Source organism: Sphingomonas sp. MM-1, assembly GCF_000347675.2.
In the GTDB taxonomy this organism is placed as follows: Bacteria; Pseudomonadota; Alphaproteobacteria; order Sphingomonadales; family Sphingomonadaceae; genus Sphingomonas_E; species Sphingomonas_E fennica.
Genome location: NC_020561.1, coordinates 924,721 through 946,379 on the forward strand (window position 1 = coordinate 924,721; position 21,659 = coordinate 946,379).

Here is a 21,659-nt window from a genome sequence, read left to right on the forward strand (position 1 = left end):
ACATGGTTGCGTCTGAGAAGAAGAGCGGCTGGATCGCGCGGGATTTCACCGCATCGATCGTCGTGTTCCTGGTGGCGATGCCGCTCTGCATGGGCATCGCCGTCGCATCCGGCGTGCCGCCGGAAAAGGGCCTGATCACCGGCATCATCGGCGGCATCGTCGTGGGCCTGCTGGCGGGTTCGCCGCTGCAGGTAAGCGGCCCGGCCGCCGGCCTTGCGGTGATCGTGTTCGAAATCGTCCAGCAACAGGGCCTTTCGGCGCTGGGGCCGATCCTGGTGCTGGCCGGCGCCATCCAGGTCGTGGCCGGCATCTTCCGCCTGGGCGGCTGGTTCCGCGCGATCTCGCCCGCCGTGGTCCACGGCATGCTGGCCGGCATCGGCCTGCTGATCGTGGTGGGCCAGTTCCATGTGCTGTTCGATGCCAAGCCGCTGCCCAACGGGCTTGAGAACCTGATCGCCATCCCCGGCCGCGTGCTGGGCCTGTGGCCGGCCGACGGGCACCCGGCGGTGCCGGCGCTCGCCATCGGCCTGCTGTCGATCGGCGCCACCCTGATCTGGGAAAAGGTGCGCCCCGCCTCGATGCGGCTGGTGCCGGGCGCGCTGGTCGGCGTGGTGATCGCGACCTTGACGGCCTTCTTCCTGGCGCTGGACGTCGCCCGCGTCGACGTGCCGGAATCGATCGTCGCCGCCGTGGCGGTGCCGTCATCGGGCGACCTGCTCGGCGTCTTCTCGCCCGCGCTGCTGGCGACGGCCTTCGCCATCGCCTTCATCGCCAGCGCCGAGACGTTGCTGTCGGCGGCCGCCGTCGATCGCATGCACGATGGCGTGCGCACCGATTACAACAAGGAACTGCGCGCCCAGGGCGTGGGCAACCTGCTCTGCGGCTTTGCCGGCGCGCTGCCGATGACGGGCGTGATCGTCCGCAGCTCCGCCAACGTGCAGGCCGGCGCCGTGACGCGCATGTCGGCGGTGCTGCACGGCGTCTGGATCCTCGGTTTCGTGGCGGCCCTCCCCTGGCTGCTGCGCGAGATCCCGATGGCGGCACTGGGCGGCATCCTCGTCGTCACCGGCTGGCGCCTCGTCAGCCTCCAGCATGTCCGCCACCTGTTCCACAATCACGGGCCCCTACCCGCCGTGATCTGGGCGGCGACGCTGGTGATGGTGGTGGCGACCGATCTGTTGACCGGCGTGCTGGTGGGCCTTGGCCTCTCGCTGATCGAGATCGTGCCGAACCTCAAGCGCCTGAAGCTGAACGTGGACCAGCGTGAAGCCGAGGATGCGTGCGAGATCCGGCTGGACGGCGTGGCGAGCTTCGTCTCGCTGCCCAAGCTCTCCGCCGCGCTGGATGCGGTGCCCACCGGCAAGCCGGTGCGGGTGAACTGCGAGAATCTGCGTTCGGTCGACCATACCTGCGCGGAGATGCTGGCCGAATGGTTCCAGCGCCGCCGCGCCGGGGGAGCCATTGTCGAGGCGCATGGCGCGAAGGGCCGCATTGCCGGCATGCTGGCACCGGCCTGAGCGCATGGGAGGGACGGCGGGAAAAGGCCGTCCCTCCCCTTTTTGCTTCGACCGCCGCTGGCTTCACGAAGCCGCGGTCAGAGCCGCTCCATCCGGAGCCATTCGTCCTTCCCGGCCCACGCCCTAGAGAAAGCCTGCCGCGCCGCCGCGGCTTCCGATTTGCGCCCCTGCGCCGCCTCGCTCCGCGACAGGCCGTAGAGCACCCAGCCGTTGCGCGGCGCGCGCGCCAGCGCCGTGCGGAAGGCCTGGCTGGCTTCGTCATAGCGGCCGGCAAGGAACAGCGCGGCGCCCAGGGACTGATGGACGGGATAATACCAGTAAGGCGGTTCCATATAAGGCAGCGTGCCTTCGATGGTTATCGCCGCGCGGTAGAAACCGGCCGCCTCGTCATACCGCCCCTGCGCCGTCGCCAGCCGCCCCTGCGCCACCGCCTTGGCCAGCGCGATCAGGTCCGGCGCCGGCATGCCCTGCGCGACCATATCGGCAAAGGCATCCGACGCGAGGAGCGCATCCATCGCCTTGATCTCGCTATCGAAAGCCGCGCGATCCTTGCGCCCGGCATGCGCGATGGCGCGCGCATAATGGCGCATCGCCGCGGCATAAGGCAGCCGCGCATCCGGCGCGGGCATGGCGAGAATTTCGTCCGGCGCGGCGAACTGCGCCATCGCCTGGTAAGGCGCGGCGTCGATCGCCTGTATCCAGGCTATCTTCGCCGATGTCTCGGGATCGAGCACGGTCCTCAGCCGCGCCGCCTCGCGGATCGCCGTATCCATGTCGCCCGCCATCTGCGCCGACGTCACGATAAAATGGATATTGTGCGGATAATAGCCGTAGCGCACCAGGCTGCGATCGTCCGTCGCGCGGATGAACGCTTCGTCCGAACGCACGGCGGCGATGTTGACCCGGATGGAATCGGAATAGCGGCCGAGCACGTAGTAGATATGGCCCGGCATGTGGACGAGATGCGCGGCGCTGGGCGCGACCGGGCTGGAAAGGCGATCGGCAGCGGCTTCCGCCCGCTTCGCATCGCTGGCTTCGACCAGATGGATATAGAGGTGCGCGGCCTGCGGGTGGGCGGGATTGCGGGCGAGCACCGCCTCGACGAGGCGCACGGCCTCGCCGGTCTGGCCGATCGGCGTTGTCTTGTCGGCTTCCCAATAGTTCCACGGCGTCGTGTCCATGGCCGCCTCGGCCGCCAGCACCGCCACATCGTCGTCGCCCGGAAAGCGCCGCGCCGCCGCCAGCATGGCATCGGCATAGGCGGCATCCAGCGCGGCGCGATCCGCCGCCGGATCACGCGAATAGCGCAGCGCCACCGCCTCGATCAGCGCCTTTTCCATCGGCGATGCCCGGTCGCGCAGCGCCATGGCGCGGTCCATCGCATCGAGCGCCGCCGTCCGGTCGCGGTCGTCCATGGGCGCGTTGATGTTCGGTCCGAGCGCCACGGCCTCCCCCCACCAGCACATCGCGCAATCGGGATCGAGCCGCTGGGCCTCGCGGAAGGACCGGACCGCGCCGGCATGGTTGAAGCCATAGGAAAGCAGCAGGCCCTGGCTGAAATAGCGTCGCGCCTGCAGGCTGGCCGTCGTCACCGGAAAGGGCGATCCGGCCAGATCGTCATAAAGCGGGATCGGCAGGGCCGCGCTTGCCGGCGCGGCGAACGCCGAGGCTACGAGCAGCCTGGCGGCCAGCGCCGATCCGGCGCGCTGCGCGCCGCAAAGCGTGCCGGCGATACGGCTGGGGTCGAGCGCCGCAAGGATCGCGGGCGACAGGCGCGGCTCCAAGGAGAAGCTTGTCAGCGAAAGACCCGCTCCGGCCAGGATCGCGGCTTTAACGAAGGCCCCCATGCTTCATCCCCTTCCCCAAAGGTTCGGGCCGACTGGTCCTGGCGGGCTGCTATCATGCCCAGGCTTGCGGCCACAAACGCGCAATCGGATAGTCGCGGCGGATATTGCGATTGATGCCAGCCCTGATCCGGGGCCGCCCTTCTCCCGCGATCGGTGCATTTCAGCCGGTTCGAAAATTCGCGCTTTGCCCGGCTGCCGCCCCTTTGCCGCCGCATTCGCTTGGCAAGCGGCCGGGCACAGCATTAAGGACGCTTTCCATGAGCAATCGCGACGAAACCTTCGCCAAGGTGGCCGAGGCCATCGAACCCTTCAACAAGAAGGGCATCGACCTTGCGGAATCCACCAGCTTCGCCGGTGATCTCGAATGGGACAGCCTGACGGTGATGGATTTCGTCGCCGCGATCGAGGACGAGTTCGACATCATCATCACCATGAACATGCAGGCGGAAATCGAAACCGTCGGCCAGCTTGTCGACGCGGTCGAGAAGCTGCGCGGCTGATCGGATAGAGCGATGACCGACCTCTTCTCCAAGTTCGACGCGCTCATCGCCGAGCGACAGGCCCTGCTCGACACCGGCGTGCGCGATCCCTTCGCCATCGTCATGGACGAGGTGAAATCGCCGACGCTGGCGATCATCCAGGGCAGGCCCACCATCCTGCTCGGCACCTACAATTATATGGGCATGACCTTCGATCCGGACGTGATCGCCGCCGGCAAGAAGGCGCTCGACGATTTCGGCGCGGGCACCACCGGCAGCCGCGTGCTGAACGGCACCTATCAGGGCCACAAGGCGTGCGAGGATGCGCTGAAGGAGTTTTACGGCACCGCGCATGCCATGGTGTTCTCCACCGGCTATCAGGCCAATCTCGGCATGATCTCCACCATCGCCGGCAAGGGCGATTATGTGGTGCTGGATGCCGACAGCCACGCTTCGATCTACGACGGCTGCGGCCTCGGCAATGCGGAGGTCGTCCGCTTCCGCCACAATTCGGTGGAGGATCTGGACAAGCGTCTCGGCCGCCTGCCCGCCGACGCGCAGAAGCTGGTGGTGCTGGAAGGCGTCTATTCCATGCTCGGCGATATCGCGCCGCTGCCGGAGATGGTCGCCGCGATCCGCAAGCATCCCAATTGCATGATCCTGGTGGACGAGGCCCACGGCATGGGCTTCTTCGGCCCCAACGGCCGCGGCGTCTATGAGGAGCTGGGGGTAGAGAAGGATATCGATTTCGTCGTCGGCACCTTCTCCAAGTCGGTCGGCACGGTGGGCGGCTTCTGCGTGTCCAACCATCCGAAGTTCGAGGTGCTGCGCCTCGTCTGCCGGCCCTATGTGTTCACCGCCTCGCTGCCGCCCTCCGTGGTGGCGACGGCCGCGACCTCGATCCGCAAGCTGATGCATGCCGGCGACAAGCGCGCGCATCTGTGGAAGAATTCCAAGCGGCTCCACGCCGGCCTGCGGGAAATGGGCTTCACCCTCGGCACCGAGACCGCGCAATCGGCGATCATCGCGGTGATGCTGCCCGATCAGGAAACCACCGTGCGCATGTGGCAGGCCCTGCTGGAACTGGGCGTCTATGTGAACATGGCGCGCCCGCCGGCCACGCCCGCCGGCACCTTCCTGCTGCGCTGCTCGCTCTGCGCCGAACATTCGGACGATCAGGTGGGCGACATTCTTGATCGCTTCCGCGCGGCCGGCCAGGCAGTGGGCTGCATTTCGTAAACTCCGCCTTAACCGGCCGTTGCCAAGCTTCGGGGTGCTGGCTAGTCTCGCCTGGACATGGGGAGAGAGGGCATCGAAGCCACGGACGAAGGGGCGCTGCGGGATGCTTGGCGTCGCGGCCTGGCCAGCGTCACGGCGCTGGCCGCGGCGGCGGCGCTGATCGCGCTCGTCTTTCTTGTCGCCTCCTCCAATCGGGAACGCGATGCGGCGCTGCAGCGCGAACGGCACAGCTACGAACTGGTGATCGTCAGCCGCGCGCTCGATGCCGCGCTCGCCCGGTCGGAGGCCGCGCTCGGCCGCTACGTAGTCAGCTCCGACAAGCAGACCGGCGCGCTCTATTATGACGAATGGCGCCGGGCCGGGCGCCTGCTCAACCGCCTGCGCGAGCTGACCCGCGACAATGCCGAACAGGCGGCGCTGGCGACCGAGCTGGCCCAGCTCTACGAAGCGCGTGGGCGGGAGCTAGCGGCGCCGGCCTCGCGATCCAATTACCGGCGCGGCTGGGAAGCAGTGGGCCTGTTCTACCAGGCGGGCCAGGCGGCCAGCCTTACGCGCATCACCGCCATCCTCACCAAGATCAGCGATCATGAACGCGCCGTGCTGCGCCAGCGATCGCAGCTGGCGGCGATGTCGGCGGAACGCTCAAACTATCTCGCGGCCCTGCTGTCCGGGCTGGGCGTGCTGCTGGTGCTGGCGGCGATGGGCCTCGGCTGGGCGACGGTGGGCGCCTTCACCGAACGGCGGCTCGCCCGGCGCGACGCGCTGGCCGAGGCGGAGCGCGCCGAGACGCTGGAACAGGCCGTCGCCGAGCGCACGCGCGAACTGCGCGAGGCCAATGAATCGCTCCGCCGCGAAGGGATGGAACGCGCGGCCGCCGAGGCCCAGCTCCGCCAGGTGCAGAAGATGGAGGCCGTGGGCCAGCTCACCGGCGGGATCGCGCATGATTTCAACAATATGCTGGCGGTCGTCGTCGGCGGGCTGGATCTCGCGCGGCGCCGGCTGGATCATGAGGCGCAGGAAGTCGGCCGCCATCTCGACAATGCGATGGAAGGCGCCAATCGCGCCGCCGCGCTCACCAAGCGGCTGCTGGCCTTCGCACGCGCCGAGCCGCTGCTGCCCGAGGGGCTGGACCCGGCCGGGCTGATCGCCGGCATGTCCGACCTGCTCGATCGCGCATTGGGCGAGCGCATCCGCGTGCGGCTGATCCCGGCCGAGAACGTATGGCCGGTCTGGTGCGATCCCAGCCAGTTCGAAAATGCGATCCTGAACCTCGCAGTCAATGGCCGCGACGCGATGGACGGCGAGGGCGACCTAACGATAGAGGCCGACAACGTCACGCTCGGCGCCGGCGAGGTGGGCCACGCGCCGGCCGGCGATTATGTGCGTATCGCGGTGACGGACACGGGCATCGGCATGTCCCCCGAAGTGCGCGACCGCGCGTTCGAACCCTTCTTCACCACCAAGCCCGTCGGCAAGGGCACCGGGCTGGGCCTCAGCCAGATATTCGGCTTCATCCGCCAGTCCGAAGGCGAGATCGCGATCCGGTCCGCCCCCGGCGAAGGCACTACCGTCACTCTCTATCTGCCGCGCCACATCGGCGCCACGGGCGTCGACCGCGATCGGACGCGCGACAATGTCGTCGCCGTGGCGCCGGCCGATGCCGCCGGCGCGACCATCCTCGTCGTGGAGGACGATCCGCGCGTGCGCACCGCCACGGTCGGCGCGCTGGTGGAACTGGGCTACCGCCCCCTTCCCTGCGGCAGCGGCGAGGAAGCGCTGGGGCTGCTGGCCGGCCACCCGGAAATCCGGCTCGTCATCACCGACGTGGTGATGCCGGGCATGACCGGACCGGAGCTGGCCGAGGAGATCGCCCGCCGCCATCCGGCACTGGGGCTGCTGTTCGTCACCGGCTTCGTCGGCGAGGCGGGAGAGGCCGGCCAGCTCACCGGCCGCGACGTGCTGCGCAAGCCCTTCACTGTCAGCGCGCTGGAAAGCGCGGTGGCGGGGGCACTGGCCCGCAGCACGGCCGCGCCCGACGCCGCCTGAACCCTGAACTCCTGAATTTCAATCGGGGCTGCAGCGCCGCCGGCTGACGGTGCGGTCGCCATCCTCGCCGCCGCGCGCGAGGATCACGGTGTTGCGGCACGCGGCCGCGCCTTCCATCTCGGCCGGCCCGACCACCACGAAGCCGCTGAGACCGTCCTCGCGCCACGCCTCCGCCTCCCCCGAAGCAAAGGCACGGGCCATCGCCGCGCGCACCGCCGGCCGCCGCTCCAGCGGAATATCGGGCGCGAAGGGCTTGCTCGCCTCGGTCCGGGCCGGCGCAGGCGCAGGCGCAGCGGGATATAGCAGCGGCTTCGGCGCGCGCGGCGCGGCAGGCCCGGCATCCGCCTGCGCATCCCGGCGGGGCGGCGGAGCGGCGACGATCGGCCTTGCGGAGGATGCTTCGCCCCGAGGGGGCATGATGGCAACGGGTGGCGCCTGCGGCGGGGCGGGGGGCAGGCTCAGCACCAGCGTGTCGCGCGGCACCGGCCGGTTCGCCGCCCACCAGGCCCCGACGGCAGCGATGCCGGCCATCAGCGCCGCCGCGCAGGACAGGCCGATCGCGAGGCGCGAACGGCGGATATCCGCCTGCTGCGGCAACTCGCGCCGCGCCACGAATCGCCAGCGCCGATCGCTGCTGACCTGCCGTTCGCGGCGCACCACCACCGAAGCCCGCGCCGATCCATCGGGACGGAGCCGGATATCCCACTGCTCCTCGACCCGCGAATAGCTGTAGACGAGGCCGCCATTGGCAGCCGGCGGGCCGATTTCGGGCGGATCATCCTCGGCGAGCAGCAGCTCGCCCGTCCCGGCGAAGCGCGCGGGCGTGCCGGCCGGCCGCATGGCGCGATCGGCCAACGGCGCGCCGTCATCCACCGGCCTGTCTCCGCCCGATCGCCGCCGCATTCCCCCTCCCGCGCCAAACGCGAAGCGCGGCTAATAGCATTCGTGACCGCGAAAGCCAAAGCGAGACGGGCAACGCGGCCCCGCGCCATGGCATCTTCCCTCCCCATGGGCTGGAATCCGGCGGCGAGTGATGGCAAAGGAGCCGCCATGTCGCAGTCCCCCAATAGCCGCGCGCCGCGCGCCACCGGATCGATCCTCGCCTTCGCCATCCTCGCCGGCGCGGCGGTGGGCAGCATCCTGGGCCAGCCTTCCGCCGGCCTGCTGGCCGGCGCCGCGATCGGCGCGGCGATATCCGTCGCCTTCTGGCTGAAGGATCGCCGCTGAGGCACCGTCATCTAACGTCTCGTCACAAAAAGGGGGAATATCAATGCACTTGCGATCGGCCTTGAAGGCGTTTGGCGCCGCACTCATCATCTGCACGCCAGCCCTTGCCCAACCGGCCGACGACGGGAACGGGGATAGCGAGGCCATCAACCTGATCTGCACGGGGCGGGGAGAGAAGCTGGCGAGCGGCTATACCAGCAGCCTGGAATGGGATCGCTACGATCACAAATACCGGACGCGCAGCGGCTATGAAACGAGCATGCGGGGCTTTGAATCCGCCGTCACGCTGCAGATTTACGGGAATGACGGGCGCATCCGGCTGCCCGAGAAGCTGATCCCGCCGATCAATTCCGGCGGAGACCATCGCCATTGGTGGCAGCTCGACGATCTGATCGTCGGCCAGAACGAAATCAGGGCCAGCTACCGGCTGAACGGCCTGAACAAGCCCAAGATACGCATCGACCGCGAAACGGGCGAGATCAACATCAAGGGCACCGGCCAGGACTTTTCGGGCACCTGCGAGAAGGTCGATCCCGGCCAGCGCAGATTCTAGCGGACGGCGGGGTGGCCTTCACGCCACCCCCATCAATATCAGCAGCACCAGCAGGTAAAGCCCCGCGACCAGCGCGGCCCTGTGCCTGAAGCCCCGATCCTGTTGCGGCCAGATCGCCGCCAGCGTCCGGCGGACGCCCCTTTTCCGCATCGTCTTTCGCCAGTCCGCGCCCGCCGGGCGGTGCCGCCCACGCGGCGCCAATGCCATGGCGGTGGGCGCCAAGCTTGTGAAAGATTGTAAAATCGTTGGCTAACGCCTTCTTTACGCCTCATGCGGCCCTAGAGGGGGTTCGGGTTTCATGGAGGGGCGTGGCGGATCGACATGAGAATCGGGATATTGGACGATGAGCCCACGCTGGCATCGCATGTGGAGGCAATCCTCACGGCGGCCGGCCATAGCTGCATGATCTTCAACAGCGGCCGCCGGCTGCTGAACGTCCTTCACCACGAGACTTTCGACCTTCTGATCCTCGACTGGAACGTGCCCGATTTCTCCGGCCTCAACATCCTGGGCTGGATGAAGGAGCATATCGAGAAATATCCCCCGGTGATCCTGCTCACCAGCCGATCGACCGAGGAGGATATCGTCGACGGGCTGCGGGCCGGCGCGGACGACTATATCGTGAAGCCGGTGCAGGCCGCGATCCTCGTCGCCAGGGTGGAGGCGGCGCTGCGCCGCGCCTATCCCGCGCCGCCGCCCGCCAATATCGAGACGTTCGACGATTATGTCTTCGATCTGGGGCAGGAACGGGTGACGCATGCCGGCCGGCCGGTGGCGATGACGGCCAAGGAATTCCTGCTCGCGCTGCTGCTGTTCCGCAACATGCACCGCGCGCTTTCGCGGGCCTATATCTTCGAGGCCCTGTGGGGCCGCAGCCCGGACCTGCCGACGCGGACGCTGGACGCCCATGTCTCCAAGATCCGCAGCAAGTTGAATCTCCGCCCCGAAAATGGTTACCGGCTGGCCCCGGTCTATGCCTATGGCTATCGGCTGGAAAAGCTGTTGCGAGAGATATCGGGATGAATGCACCGAGGCGGGCGATCGGCCCCGCGGCCCTGCTGTGGCCCGCCGCAATGCTGTGGAGCCCGACGGCGCAGGCCGCGCCGCCTTCCTCCCCGTCCGCCCCGGCGCAGGCCGCCACGGCCAGCTATGTCGCCGTGAAGGGCGACAATCTCTACGTCATCGCCGAACGCTATCTGACCCGGCAGCGGGACTTTGCCGTGGTGCAGCGCCTGAACCGGATCGCCGATCCCTATCGCATCCCGATCGGCCGGACGATCCGCATTCCCGTGGCCCTGCTGCGCGAGGAGCTGGTGTCCGCCAGCGTGCGCGCCTTCAGCGGCCCGGTGACGATCGCAGTCGCCGGCCGGCCGGTGAAGATCACCCCCGGCCTGCCGGTGAACGAGGGCGCCGAGATCGAGACCGGGGCCGATGCCTTCCTCAGCCTCCGGCTTGCAGACGGATCGATCGTCGCCATCCCGTCGCAGAGCCGGGTGCGCATAGAAAGACTGCGGCGCACCGCGCTGACCGGCACGGTGACGCGGAGCTTCGAAATCCGGCGCGGCCGGGCGGATGCCGTGGTCGCGCCCATGAAGGACCCCGGCAGCAGCTTCCACATCTCCACGCCGGTCGCGGTGTCGGCCGTGCGGGGCACCGCCTTCCGCGTGGCCTATGACGCCGATGGCGCCCGCGCCGCGACCGAGGTGACGGAGGGCACGGTGGGCTTTTCCGCCCCCGGCAATCCCGCCGCGACGCTGGTGGGCGCGGGTTTCGGCGCCATCACCGAAGCCGACGGGATATCGGCGCCGATCGCGCTGCTGCCCGCGCCCGCGCTCGCCGATCCCGGCCGGGTGCAGAATGAGGGCGATCTCACCTTCCGCATCGTGCCGCAGGCGGATGCCGCCGCCTATCGCATCGCCCTCGCCCGCGATGCCGGCTTCCTCGATATCGTCCGCGAGAAGGAAAGCGCGACGCCGGATGCAATCCTGCCGCCGGTGGCGGACGGCACCTATTTCGTCCGCATCGCCGCGATCGACGGCCACGGCCTCGCCGGCCTTGCCGAAACCTATGCCTTCGAACGGCGGTTGAACATGGTGCGCACCGCGATGACGGAGAAGCGCGCGGGCCGCGACCGCTACTACCAGTTCGGCTGGCAGGTGCTGGGCGAAGGCGCGCACCGCTTCCGCTTCCAGCTCGGCCAGTGCGAGGGCGATGCGCCGCCGCTGGTGGACGAGATCGGCCTCGACAGCCAGAGCGTCACCCTGCGCAACCTGCCCGCCGGCACCTATTGCTGGCGGGTGATGTCGCTCAGGATCGGCGACGGCAAGGCGGCGGGCGACTGGTCCGCGATGGAACGCTTCCACATCGCATCGGCGCGATGATCCGGCCGGCCGGCGCTTCGCGGCTCCGCGCCGAATGGTGGCTGGTGGCGCTGATATCCACGCTGCTGACGATCCTGCTGACGGCCGACCGGACGGCGATCCGGCTGGACAATCTGATCTATGACAATCTGCTGCGCCTCACCCGCCGGGCGCCGCAGCCCGATATCCTCCTCGTCACCATCGACAATCGCAGCCTGAAGGAAGTCGGTCCCTGGCCCTGGCCCCGCGCGCGCCACGCTGCGCTGCTCCAGCGGATCGACGCCGCCCGCCCCCGCGCCATCCTCTATGACGTGTTGTTCGTGGAACCCGGCGCACCCGCCGACGATGCCGCGTTGGGCCGGGCGATGGCCAGCGTCGCCGCGCCGGTGATCGTGCCGCTGCTGCTGAGCGCACCCGGCAGCAACGGCGCCGCCTTCGACGACATCCAGCCCATCGCCCCCGTCCGCGCGGCCGCCGCCGGCATCGGCCATGCCAGCCTTGCCTTCGATGCGGACGGGCTGGTCCGCCGTTTCTGGCCGGCGGTGGGCGACGCGCGGCATATCTGGCCGCATCTGGCGGTGCTGGCCCATCGGCGCGATCCCGCCGTGGCGGAACCCGGCCGGAATCCCGCCTCGCCGGAGGATGGCCCCCAGATGATCGCCTTCGCCGGGCCGCCGGGCCATTTCCCCACCATATCGGCCAGCGCGGTGCTGCGGGGCGAGGTGCCGGCGGACTTCATCGCCGGCCGCACCATATTGGTGGGCGCCACCGCCGATGGGCTGGGGGATCAATATCCCACGCCCTTCGCCGGCCGTAAGGGCGTGATGTCCGGTGTCGAAATCGTCGCCAACGTGCTCGATTCGATGGAGGCGGGGCGGACGATCCGGCCGGTGGAAGGCATCCCCCTGCTGATCGGGTCGCTGCTGCCGCTCTGGCTGCTGCTGGCGGGTTTCCGCATGCTCAGCCCCCGGCGCACCGTGCTGCTGCTGGCTGGCCTCGTTGCGCTGGTCGCCGCCGCCGTGGCGGGTCTGCTTTTGGGCGGGATATGGTTCGCCCCGGCTTCGGCGCTGATCGCGCTGGCCATCATCTATCCGCTCTGGGGCTGGCGGCGGCTGGCGGCGGTGAGCGCCTATATGGTGCGCGAGCTGGAGCGGCTGGGCGGGGAGCCTGCCATCCTGCCTTATACCCGCGCGCGGCCCCGCGCCACGGACGTGGTCGACCGGCAGGTGCAGCTTCTGGAAGGGGCGATCGCGGACGTGCGCGATCTCCGCCGCTTCGCCACCGATCGCCTGCACCAGATGCCCGATGCCGTGTTCGTCCTCGATCCCACCGGCGCCGTGCTGCTGATGAACGGCGATGCCGAACGGCTGTTGCGCAGCCTCGCCCTGCCCGGCGGCGCCGGCATGGGCATCGCCGGCCTGCTCGCGAAACTGCGTCTGGCGGGCGAGCCGGAAGGCGCGACGCCATCGCTCCCTTCCACCGCCCCGGCCGATGCTACCCAGGCCGACGATGCGCCGGTGGAAGCCATCGCGCCCGACGGACGCTGGTTCGACATCCGCTTCGCCCGCCAATATTCGGGCGACGGCACTGCCGCCGGCTGGATCGCACGCTTCATCGACATAAGCGCCGCCAAGGCCGCGCAGCGCCAGCAGGACGATCTCCGCCAGCTCCTCACCCACGACATGCGGTCGCCCCAGGCATCGATCCTGGCGGTGATCGACAACAGCAAGCCTGGGGAAGTCAGCGAAGAAATCGGTCGCCGGATCAGGGGCTATGCCCAGCGCACGCTCGATCTAGCCGACGGCTTCGTCCAGCTCGCCCGCGCACGGACGCTCGCCTTCGTGAAGGAGGAGATCGACCTTGCCGAGATATTGATCGACGCGGTGGACGATCTCTGGCCGCAATCCTCCAGCCGGGCGATCGCGATCGAGGGCGAACGGAACGACCTGATCGTCGCCGGGGACCGATCGCTCCTCACCCGCGCGCTTATCAACCTGATCGACAATGCCATCAAATACAGCCCGGATGGCGGCCGCATCCTCTGCCGGCTCGATCGGGCGGAGCGCGATTCGGGGCCGGTGGGCCTGTGCGCCATCCGCGATCAGGGCATCGGCATCGCGCCGGACCAGATCGCCCTGCTGTTCGAACCCTTCCAGCGCGCGCCCGGCGCGGACGCCGCCCATATCGACGGGGTGGGCCTGGGCCTCGCCTTCGTCCGCACGGTGATGGCGCGCCACGGCGGCATCATCCGCTGCGAAAGCCGGCCGGGCGAAGGCACGACCTTCACGATCGAACTGCCGCTAATGCCCCCCGAAGCGGCGGACTGAACGGCCGCCCCGCGTCAGAGCGGGATGTGCGCGCTTTTGGCGATGAAGGCGCGCAGGTCTTCCCGCGCGGTGGCGCCGACCATGCCGCCCACCTGCTCGCCATCCTTGAACATCAGCAGGGTCGGCGTGCCCTCAACCCCGAAGGCTTCCTTGGTGTAGGGATTCTCGTCGATATCGAGGCTTACGATGTCGACCTTGCCGTCGAGTTCGCCGGAAAGCTGGTCGATCCACTGCTCGACCGCGCGGCAGGCGGCGCAATTCTTGCCCTGGAACAGCACCAGCACCGGCCGCTCGCCCTCCAGGGCAATCTGGAAGCTGCTCTTCTCGCTGACGGGACGGATCACCTCCGCCGGCGCGGCCGCAGGGAGGATCATCAGAAGGCTGAAAAGCAAGGGGCGAAGCATGGCCGTCTTTGGCCACAGCTCCGCCCCGCTTGCAAGTCGATGTCTTTACGGCGGGCCCGATCGGGCGGCCCGATCTTAAAGCTCGCCCTCCAGCCAGCCCTTGAGGTGGCTCTTGGGTGCCGCGCCGACCTTGGTGGCGGCAGGGGCGCCGTTCTTGAAGAGGATCATCGTCGGGATGCCGCGCACGCCATATTTGCTGGGCGCATCGGGATTGTCGTCGATGTTGAGCTTGGCGATCGTCACCTTCTCGCCGAGTTCGTCGGAGATTTCCTCCAGCGCCGGGCCGATCATCTTGCACGGCCCGCACCACTCCGCCCAGAAATCGACGAGCACGGGGCCGTCGGCATTCAGGACATCGCTGTGGAACGAAGCGTCGGTAACGGTCTTGGTGGCCATGCTGGCAGACTCCTTGGTGTTCCGGAACGATGTAGGCAGCGCCGCCGCCTTCCTCAACGGGCAAGGGGCAGGTTTTGCTCCTCGGGGGTCAAGCTCGGCTTGTGACGCGCCAGCAGGTCGGGCGGCAGCACGATCATGCGCGGACCGCCGGTATAGAGGAGCGCGGCATCGATCCGGTGGCGGGGGAATACCACGGCGAGCGCGGCGGCATAGCCCGCCATCTGCCGCAGATGGTGGTCCGGCACCGCTTCCAGGCCGGCGGGCACGCGCCGGCCCGTCTTGAAATCGACGATGCGCACGGCCCCGTCCCCCACCAGCAGCCGATCGACCGTGCCGGCCACCACCCGGCCCTCCACCACGGCGGCGATCGGCGCCTCGGCCAGCGAATCTGGGCCGAACACGTCGGCGAAGGCGGGATCGGCGATCACGCCACAGGCATCGGCCGCCAGCCGCTCGCGCAACGCCGCGTCCGTCACGCCGGCCGAATGTTCCAGCCAGGCGAGCGCCGCCGCGTGCCGCCGGTCGGCCGGCAAGGCCGGCAGCCGTTCGAACAGGGCATGGAGCCAGGTGCCGCGCCGGGCGGCTTCCTGCATCGCCGGCGTCGGCGGCGGATCGGCCACTGCATCCAGCCCCAGCGAGGATGGGGCGAGCGGCCGGGGCGGCTGCGCCTCGCGCGGCGCGGGACGGCGCAGCCATTCGGGCTGGGCGAAGGGGATGGCGGCGCGCGGCGCGCGTGCCCGCCCGCCGCGCGCGGCACCGCCGCGATGGTGGCGCGCCTCGCCCCATTCGGGATCGGGCTCGACAACGGCGCCCAGCGCTTCCATCGCGTCCGCCAGCGCGCGATACCAGCTTGCCGGCGGCGGCGCGCCCTTCGCCTTCGGCCCCAGCGCGCCGCCGATCACCAGCCGTTCCTCGGCCCGCGTCGCCGCCACGTAGAGCAGCCGCCAATGTTCCTCCATGTCGCGCCGCCGAGCGCGCTCGACATCCTCGGCCATGCCGCCGCCGGCCAGCTCCGCCTTGCGCGGGCGGAAGACGGGGACGGAAAGCCCCTCCTCCATCGTCCAGTCCAGCCCGCGGACCGGCGAGGCGGAGGGATCGCCCGTGGCGTCCGCCAGCACGACCACCGGCGCCTGGAGGCCCTTGGAGCCGTGGACGGTCATCACGCGGACGGCATCCATCGGCGCGGAGGGATCGCGCTTGATTTCGACATCGCCGCGATCGAACCAGTCGATGAAGCGCTGGAGGGAGGGGGTGGCGTCGCTTTCGAACTGGAGGGCGGCGTTCAGCAGCTCCTCGATCGGGTCGCGGGCCTCGTGGCCGAGGCGGGCGATCAGGCGGCGGCGGCCGTCGAGGGGGCCGGAAAGGATATGCTCAAGGAACCGGTAAGGAGTGGTCAGGTCCGCGATTCCCAACAAGTTGGAAAGCGCATCGCGCGCGGGGGCGAAGCGATCGGCGGCGCGGAGCGCCTGCCACAGGCTGCCCTTGCGGCGGAAGGCGACGGCGTAGAGATCGTCCTGCGAAAGGCCGACCAGCGGGGAGACCATGAGGCCCGCCAGGTTCAGATCGTCTTCCGGCTGGAGGACGAAGCGGACGGCGGCCAGCAGATCGCGCACGGCAAGCGGAGCGGTGAGCCGCAGGCGATCGACGCCGGCCACGGGCACGCCTTCGGCATGGAGGCGGGCGACGATCAGCGAGGCGAGCTCTCCCCGCTTGCGGACGAGGATCAGCAGGTCTTCCGGCCGGAACGGGCGACCGCGCCCGTCCACCCAGAAGGGATCGTCCATCCACTGCCGCACCTGCCGGGCGAGCCGGGCGGCGAAGGCGCGGGCGGCATCGTCGATCCAGCCTTCCTCGGCATCCTCCTCCTCCGCCGATCCGGCGGCGACCGGCGGCCACAGGGTGACGACGCCGGGCCGCCCCTCGCGCGCGCTGAGATGGCGGGGCGGCGGCCGATCGAGGCCCATCGCCTCATGCCCGAGATCCGCGATCAGCCGATCGACCACATCCAGCACCGGCGGGGTCGAGCGGAAGGAGCGATCGAGCGAGAGCTGGTGGAACTGCCGGTCCGCCTCCCGCGCGCGATGATCGAACACGCGGCTGGCGGCGAGGAAGGCGGCGGGATCGGTGCCCTGGAAACCGAAGATCGCCTGCTTGAAATCGCCGACCGTGAAGATGGTGCGATGCGCCGGATGCCGCGCGCCCGCGCCCGCGAAAAATTCACCCGCGAGTGCGGCGACGATCATCCATTGGCGGACATTGGTATCCTGCGCCTCGTCCACCAGGATATGATCGATCGCCTGATCGAGCTTGTAGCGCACCCAATCGCCCATCCCCTCTGTCTGGAGCAGGCGCACGGCCGAGCGGATCAGATCATCGAAATCGACGACGCCGGCCACCCGCTTGGCATCGGCATAGGCCCGCGCATAGGCCTGGCCCGCGCGCAGGCCGGCCGCCAGCAGATCGGCGAGCTGCGCGCGCAGGCGCAGACCGATCAGCGCCGCGCAGGCATCGCCCACCCGCTGCGCGAGATCGGCATAGGCCGGTTCCTCCGCGAGCAGCCTGGCGCTGGCCTTGCGCGGCTCCCCCGTCCTGGTGAGCACCACGGCGGCGAGATCGTCGAGCATCGCCGCGCGCGCCCCGGCGGAGGCGGCGAGGAAGGCCGCGCAGGCATCCGCCGCCTTCAGCCCCGTCGCCGTGCCCCAGGCGGCATTGGCGCGGGAGACGGCATGGACCGCCGCGACATCGAAGGCGGCATCGGCGCAGGCCGCGGCGATCGCTTCCTCCACATCGCCCAGCGGCACATCCAGCGCCATGCGCACCCGCGCGGCGACGCCCGGCCCCAGCGCCTCCATCGCCTCTGGCGCGCGGGCGCAGGCCATCAGATAGGATTCGGCCTCGCTTTCCCCCAGCCGCCGGCTGAGCGCCTGCACATCGGCGATCAGCCCAAGCTCGCCGCCGGCCTCGGCCCGTTCCAGCATCTCGCCCAGCACGCGCCGGGCGAGCGCGGATTCCTCCCGCCCCTCCAGCGGGCGGAAGCCGGGGGCGAGCCCGGCCTCGTCGGGAAAGCCCGCCAGCAAGGTCTGGCAGAAGGCGTGGATCGTCTGGATGCGCAGACCCCCGCCCGGCGCATCGAGCACACCGGCGAAGAGCGCGCGGGCGCGGGCCACCGCATCGTCATCATGCGCGGCGCCCAGCGCGAACAATTCCTTGCGCAGCTTCGCCTCGTCGAGCCGCACCCACCAGGCGAGGCGGGCGTGGATGCGCTCCGCCATTTCCGCGGCACCCGCCTTGGTGAAGGTGAGGCAGAGGATGGTTTCCGGCCGCGCGCCGCCCAGCAGCAGGCGCAGCACCCGCGCGCTCAGCACATGCGTCTTGCCGGTGCCGGCCGACGCGGACAGCCAGACGAGCTTTTCGGGATCGGAGGCGATCGCCTGATCGCCGAGCAGCCGATCGAAAGGGCGGAGACGATTGGCCATGCCCCTATGCCCCCCCTTCCGCGCCGCCGCCGTCGCGGCCCAGCCATTCATCGAGCCGCATCAGCTGATCATAATCGGCATAAGGCGAATATTCGGGGTGCAGCCTGGCGGTGAACGGCGCCTCCCCCGTCAGCCAGCGGCCGGCGGCTTCCGCGAACACGCTGGCGGCGACCGTGGTGAAATCTTCCGCCGCGATCGTCGCCGAACGGCCGCTATTGGGGCTGGCGACATGGCCGAGATCGCCCGCCTTGGCCGCGAGCGACCAATATTCGAACGCCGCCGGCACGCCTTCCACATCCTTGAACCCGCCCTTTTCGGCGATCAGCCCGAGCAAGCCCAGCTGCATGGCGAAGCCCGCCGCCACCTGCGCGGTGCGGGGCGGCTGGCCGGTCTTGTAATCGACGATGGCGAGGCCGCCGTCGGCAAGGCGATCGATCCGGTCGGCCATGCCGTAAAGGGCGATGCCCGCCACGTCGGCCTCGCCGAAGATTTCCGAGGCGATCGGCACGCGGCCGGCGGCGCGGCCTTCGGCGACGGTGCGGCCCACCCATTCCACCGCCTCCATCAGCCGGGGCGTCCAGAGCGCGCGCAGCACGGGATGGGCGGCGGTTTCATCCAGCATCGCGCGGGCGCGGGGCATCAGCCTGGCGGGATCGCAGCCATCCTCCTTCAGCCAGGCATCGAACACGCGATGGACGGCGCTGCCCCGCCAGGCCGGGCCGGGATCGGCATCCACCGCATCCAGCCGCGACAGGCCCAGCATGGCATCGGCATAGAAAGCGAAGGGATCGGCCTTGAGCCGATCGAGCCGGGTGACGGCGATGCGGCGCGGCCGATCCGCCACCGGCGGGCATGGCGCGGGGCGCGCGGCGGGCGCGGGTTCGCCCGCCGGCCGATCAATGGCGCGCGCCCAGCCCTTCAGGCGCGGATGGCGGGTGATACCGCCGGTCATCGCTTCCAGCCGCAGCCACAGCCGCGATGCGATGGCGGGCGCGCGGGCATCGCGCCGCGCGCGCGTCACCAGCACCTGACGGGCGCCGAGCGCGCAGGCGAAATCATGGGAGGCGAGGCCGATCCGCCGTTCCAGCCCCGGCAGGCCCAGCGCGGCGCGCATGGCGGGCGCCAGCCACGGGTCCGGCGCGGGCGCGGCCGGCCATACCCCTTCGTTGAGCCCGCCCAGGATCATCAGATCCGCCTGTTGCAGCCGCGCTTCCAGCAGGCCCCAGATGAAGATGCGCGGATGCCCGCCCTGCGGCGGCCGCACCGCCGTGCCATCCATGAGCTGACGGAGGATGCGATGGATATCGTCCGCCCCGGCGCGCGCGGGGCCGAGATCGGCCGCGCTTTCCAGCGCGGCGACCAGATCGGCGGCGGCGCGCCCGTCCGGCCCGCTCCACGCCGCATCGCCGGCCAGCGCGCTCGCCGCCTCGCGGATCGCGGCGATCAGCGCGCGCGGGCCGGCCCCGGCATCGGCGAAGGCGGCCTCCAGCGGGGCGAGCAGGGCGGCGGCGGCCGGCCACCAATCCGAAGCGGGCGCGCGCACCCTGCGTTCGCGCGCGTCGCCTTCGCCCAGGTGGCGGGCGATGCCGGCCAGCCCCGCCGCCGGGCGCGGCCCGCGCAGGGCGCGATCCAGCCGGCGCGCGCCTTCCAGCCAATCCAGCCGCTTGTCGCCCGCCTGCACCAGCGGATGCTTGAGCAATGCGAGCAGCGGCACCGGCGCGAACCGTTCGGCCGCCGCCTCCGCCAGCGCGAGCAGCAGCCCGCCGGCCGGCGTGGCGGTGAGCGGCCGGCCGGCGGAATCGTCCGCCTCGATGGCCCAGCGGCGCAGATGGGCGGAGACGCGGCGGGCGAGATCGCGATCGGGCGTCACCAGCGCGGCCGTCCGCCCCGCCGTCTCGGTCGCTTCGCGCAGCGCGATGGCGATGGCCTGCGCTTCCTCCGCCGGGCTATCCAGCTCCAGCGCGCGGACCCCGCTCAGGCGGCGATCGGCGGGCTTCAGCGTCGCCCATCCGCCGGTGAGCGGCGCCGGCGTCATCGCATGGCCGATGGCGCGGGTGCGCGCGGCCGGCGCATCATGGCCGCCGCCCCGGCGCCACAGCCGCACCTCGCCGCGCCCCACGCCCATGCGATCGAGCAGCAGCTTCAGATGGAATTGGGGATGGGTTTCGATCGAGCGCCGCCGGCGCCCGGTTTCGGGATCGGGATCGTGCGGGCCGAGCATGTCCCATGCGTCCGCCGGCATGGCGAGATCGAGGCCGGGGAACACAACCATGCCTTCGGGCGCCAGCGCGATCGTGCGCAGCAGCCGCGCCACCGCCGGCGCCGAGGTGGTGATGCCCGCCGCGACGACGAAGCCCGCCGGCACCCCCTGCCCCCAGCGGCGCGCGGCGCGATCGAGCAGGCGGTTGCGGCGATCGGCGGCGTCGATCCGGCCGCGCGCCGCCAGCTCCCTCGGCCAGCGTTCCAGCACCAGCTCCAGCGTGGCGAGCGCCGCCTGCCAGTGGCGGGCGAGATCGGGCTCGGTCGCCGGATCGATCAGCCGGGCGAGCCGCTTCGGCTCCTTATCCTCGACCAGAAGCTGATCCAGCGTGCGGGCCAGCTCCGCCGCCAGCCGCACCGCTTCGGCCGCCGGCGCGGGATCGCCCGTGGCGGCGCGCGCATCCGCGACCAGCCGGGCGAGGATCATCAGCCGATCGAGCGGATCGACCGCCGGCGGCAGCGGATCGCCATCGGCGGGATCGAGCAGGCCGCCCAGCCGCTCGTCCAGCTCCGGATCGCCGATGGCGACCAGCCGGGGCAGCAGCAGCCCCTTTTCGGCACGGCGCACGAAAGCATCGGTGACGGCGCGGACGGCGCGGTTGTTGGGCAGCAGCACGATGCCGCGCGCCAGGCCCAGCGGGCTATCGCCGAAACGGGCGATCAGCCCGGCCGCCAGCGCATCGGCGAAGGCGCGATGCGGCGGAATGGTATAGACGGCGGGCGCGGCCGCCATGCCCGTCCGCCCCGCGTTCATCGCGCCTCCGCTCACCCCGTCGCCAGCAGGGCTTCGGTCCGCGCGATCGCGGCCGGCGTGCCGACATCGAACCACAGGCCCTGATGGACGACGCCGAAGGCGCGGCCGGCCGCGATCGCCCGATCCCACAGGATGTTGGTGGAGAAAGGCCCTTCCGGCGCATCGGCGAACAGGCGGCGGGAAACGAGCTGGATGCCGGTGAACACGAAGGGCGCCACCTTGCCCGGCCGCCGCCGCGCCAGCCGCCCGGCCGCATCCATGTGGAAATCGCCCAGCCCCGAATGGCAGTGCGCGCGGGCCTGCGGCACCACCAGCAGCAGCGCGTCCATCGCCGCGTCATCCCAGCGCTGGTCGAGCAGGCGGATCGCGTCCACCGGGCCATCCACCCAGAGATTGTCGCTGTTGACGACGAGGAAATGATCGTCCTCGATCAGGGGCAGCGCCTTTGCCACGCCGCCGCCGGTTTCGAGGAGCTGCCCCCGCTCGTCGGAGATCAGTATCTCCATGTCGCCGGCCATGCGGCGGAGATGCGCCTCCAGCGCATCGGCGAGATAATGGACGTTCACCACCACGCGCCGGATGCCGGCGGCGCGGAGATGATCCAGCACATGATCCAGCAGCGGCTTGCCCGCCACCTCCACCAGCGGCTTCGGCCGGGTGGCCGTCAACGGCCGCATCCGCTTGCCGAGGCCGGCGGCCATCACCATCGCCGTGCGGATATGCGTGGCGCCTGCATTGGGGCGCAGCGACAGGGGCTTGGCATAAAGGGCCATGG

Annotated in this window: 17 protein-coding genes; 9 read left to right on the top strand and 8 right to left on the bottom strand. The window is 70.3% G+C overall.

The features are described 5' to 3' along the window. Positions 1-2 precede the first annotated feature (2 nt). Complete coding sequence (locus tag G432_RS04465; protein WP_015457630.1) at positions 3-1,517, top strand: SulP family inorganic anion transporter; 1,515 nt, start codon at positions 3-5, stop codon at positions 1,515-1,517. A 77-nt stretch (positions 1,518-1,594) separates the two neighbouring features. Here the strand turns inward: G432_RS04465 and G432_RS04470 are convergent, their stop codons facing one another. Beyond that, positions 1,595-3,364, bottom strand: a complete 1,770-nt coding sequence (locus G432_RS04470) for a tetratricopeptide repeat protein (RefSeq protein ID WP_015457631.1) — start codon at positions 3,362-3,364, stop codon at positions 1,595-1,597. A gap of 257 nt (positions 3,365-3,621) precedes the next feature. On the opposite strand from G432_RS04470, the gene G432_RS04475 reads away from it, so the two are divergent. From G432_RS04475 to G432_RS04485, 3 genes are read left to right on the top strand one after another with little or no spacing between them, the layout of a single operon-like run. Further along, positions 3,622-3,864, top strand: a complete 243-nt coding sequence (locus G432_RS04475) for an acyl carrier protein (protein ID WP_015457632.1) — start codon at positions 3,622-3,624, stop codon at positions 3,862-3,864. A 12-nt stretch (positions 3,865-3,876) separates the two neighbouring features. Then, positions 3,877-5,082 carry a serine palmitoyltransferase gene (gene spt, locus G432_RS04480; protein ID WP_015457633.1) on the top strand — a complete coding sequence of 402 codons (1,206 nt, stop codon included), beginning with the start codon at positions 3,877-3,879 and terminating at the stop codon, positions 5,080-5,082. A gap of 57 nt (positions 5,083-5,139) precedes the next feature. Beyond that, positions 5,140-7,128, top strand: a complete 1,989-nt coding sequence (locus G432_RS04485) for an ATP-binding protein (RefSeq protein WP_015457634.1) — start codon at positions 5,140-5,142, stop codon at positions 7,126-7,128. 18 nt (positions 7,129-7,146) lie between these two features. Here the strand turns inward: G432_RS04485 and G432_RS22015 are convergent, their stop codons facing one another. Continuing rightward, positions 7,147-8,031 carry a hypothetical protein gene (locus G432_RS22015; protein WP_144061983.1) on the bottom strand — a complete coding sequence of 295 codons (885 nt, stop codon included), beginning with the start codon at positions 8,029-8,031 and terminating at the stop codon, positions 7,147-7,149. 147 nt (positions 8,032-8,178) lie between these two features. Here G432_RS22015 and G432_RS23630 point away from each other — a divergent pair, with 147 nt between their 5' ends. Then, positions 8,179-8,355, top strand: coding sequence for a hypothetical protein (locus tag G432_RS23630; protein ID WP_015457636.1), 177 nt, complete (start codon positions 8,179-8,181; stop codon positions 8,353-8,355). A 43-nt stretch (positions 8,356-8,398) separates the two neighbouring features. After that, on the top strand, positions 8,399-8,908 hold the full coding sequence (locus tag G432_RS04500) for a hypothetical protein (protein ID WP_144061984.1): 510 nt from the start codon (positions 8,399-8,401) through the stop codon (positions 8,906-8,908). Between the two features lie 18 nt (positions 8,909-8,926). On the opposite strand, the gene G432_RS24255 is transcribed toward G432_RS04500, so the two are convergent. Next, positions 8,927-9,058, bottom strand: a complete 132-nt coding sequence (locus G432_RS24255; RefSeq protein WP_269078700.1) for a hypothetical protein — start codon at positions 9,056-9,058, stop codon at positions 8,927-8,929. Between the two features lie 171 nt (positions 9,059-9,229). On the opposite strand from G432_RS24255, the gene G432_RS04510 reads away from it, so the two are divergent. From G432_RS04510 to G432_RS04520, 3 genes are read left to right on the top strand one after another with little or no spacing between them, the layout of a single operon-like run. Then, positions 9,230-9,931, top strand: a complete 702-nt coding sequence (locus tag G432_RS04510; protein WP_041864788.1) for a response regulator transcription factor — start codon at positions 9,230-9,232, stop codon at positions 9,929-9,931. Continuing rightward, entirely contained in the window at positions 9,928-11,289 is a 1,362-nt protein-coding gene (locus G432_RS04515; protein ID WP_015457639.1) for a FecR domain-containing protein, read from the top strand. Before G432_RS04510 ends, G432_RS04515 begins: the two co-directional genes overlap by 4 nt. Further along, complete coding sequence (locus tag G432_RS04520) at positions 11,286-13,595, top strand: CHASE2 domain-containing protein (RefSeq protein WP_015457640.1); 2,310 nt, start codon at positions 11,286-11,288, stop codon at positions 13,593-13,595. The genes G432_RS04515 and G432_RS04520 overlap by 4 nt, the downstream gene beginning before the upstream one ends. A 14-nt stretch (positions 13,596-13,609) precedes the next feature. Here the strand turns inward: G432_RS04520 and G432_RS04525 are convergent, their stop codons facing one another. From G432_RS04525 to G432_RS04545, 5 genes are all read right to left on the bottom strand, one after another. Further along, complete coding sequence (locus G432_RS04525) at positions 13,610-13,969, bottom strand: thioredoxin family protein (protein ID WP_236626850.1); 360 nt, start codon at positions 13,967-13,969, stop codon at positions 13,610-13,612. Positions 13,970-14,074: 105 nt separating this feature from the next. After that, positions 14,075-14,395 (bottom strand): thioredoxin TrxA, encoded by a 321-nt coding sequence (gene trxA, locus G432_RS04530; protein ID WP_015457642.1) that lies wholly within the window; start codon positions 14,393-14,395, stop codon positions 14,075-14,077. A gap of 53 nt (positions 14,396-14,448) precedes the next feature. Then, on the bottom strand, positions 14,449-17,871 hold the full coding sequence (gene addA / locus G432_RS04535; protein ID WP_015457643.1) for a double-strand break repair helicase AddA: 3,423 nt from the start codon (positions 17,869-17,871) through the stop codon (positions 14,449-14,451). Between the two features lie 4 nt (positions 17,872-17,875). Continuing rightward, the gene (gene addB / locus G432_RS04540) at positions 17,876-20,884 is read right to left on the bottom strand and encodes a double-strand break repair protein AddB (protein WP_041865151.1); all 3,009 of its coding nucleotides are present in this window, start codon (positions 20,882-20,884) and stop codon (positions 17,876-17,878) included. Between the two features lie 11 nt (positions 20,885-20,895). Beyond that, on the bottom strand, positions 20,896-21,657 hold the full coding sequence (locus tag G432_RS04545) for a nucleotidyltransferase family protein (RefSeq protein WP_015457645.1): 762 nt from the start codon (positions 21,655-21,657) through the stop codon (positions 20,896-20,898). Positions 21,658-21,659 lie beyond the last annotated feature (2 nt).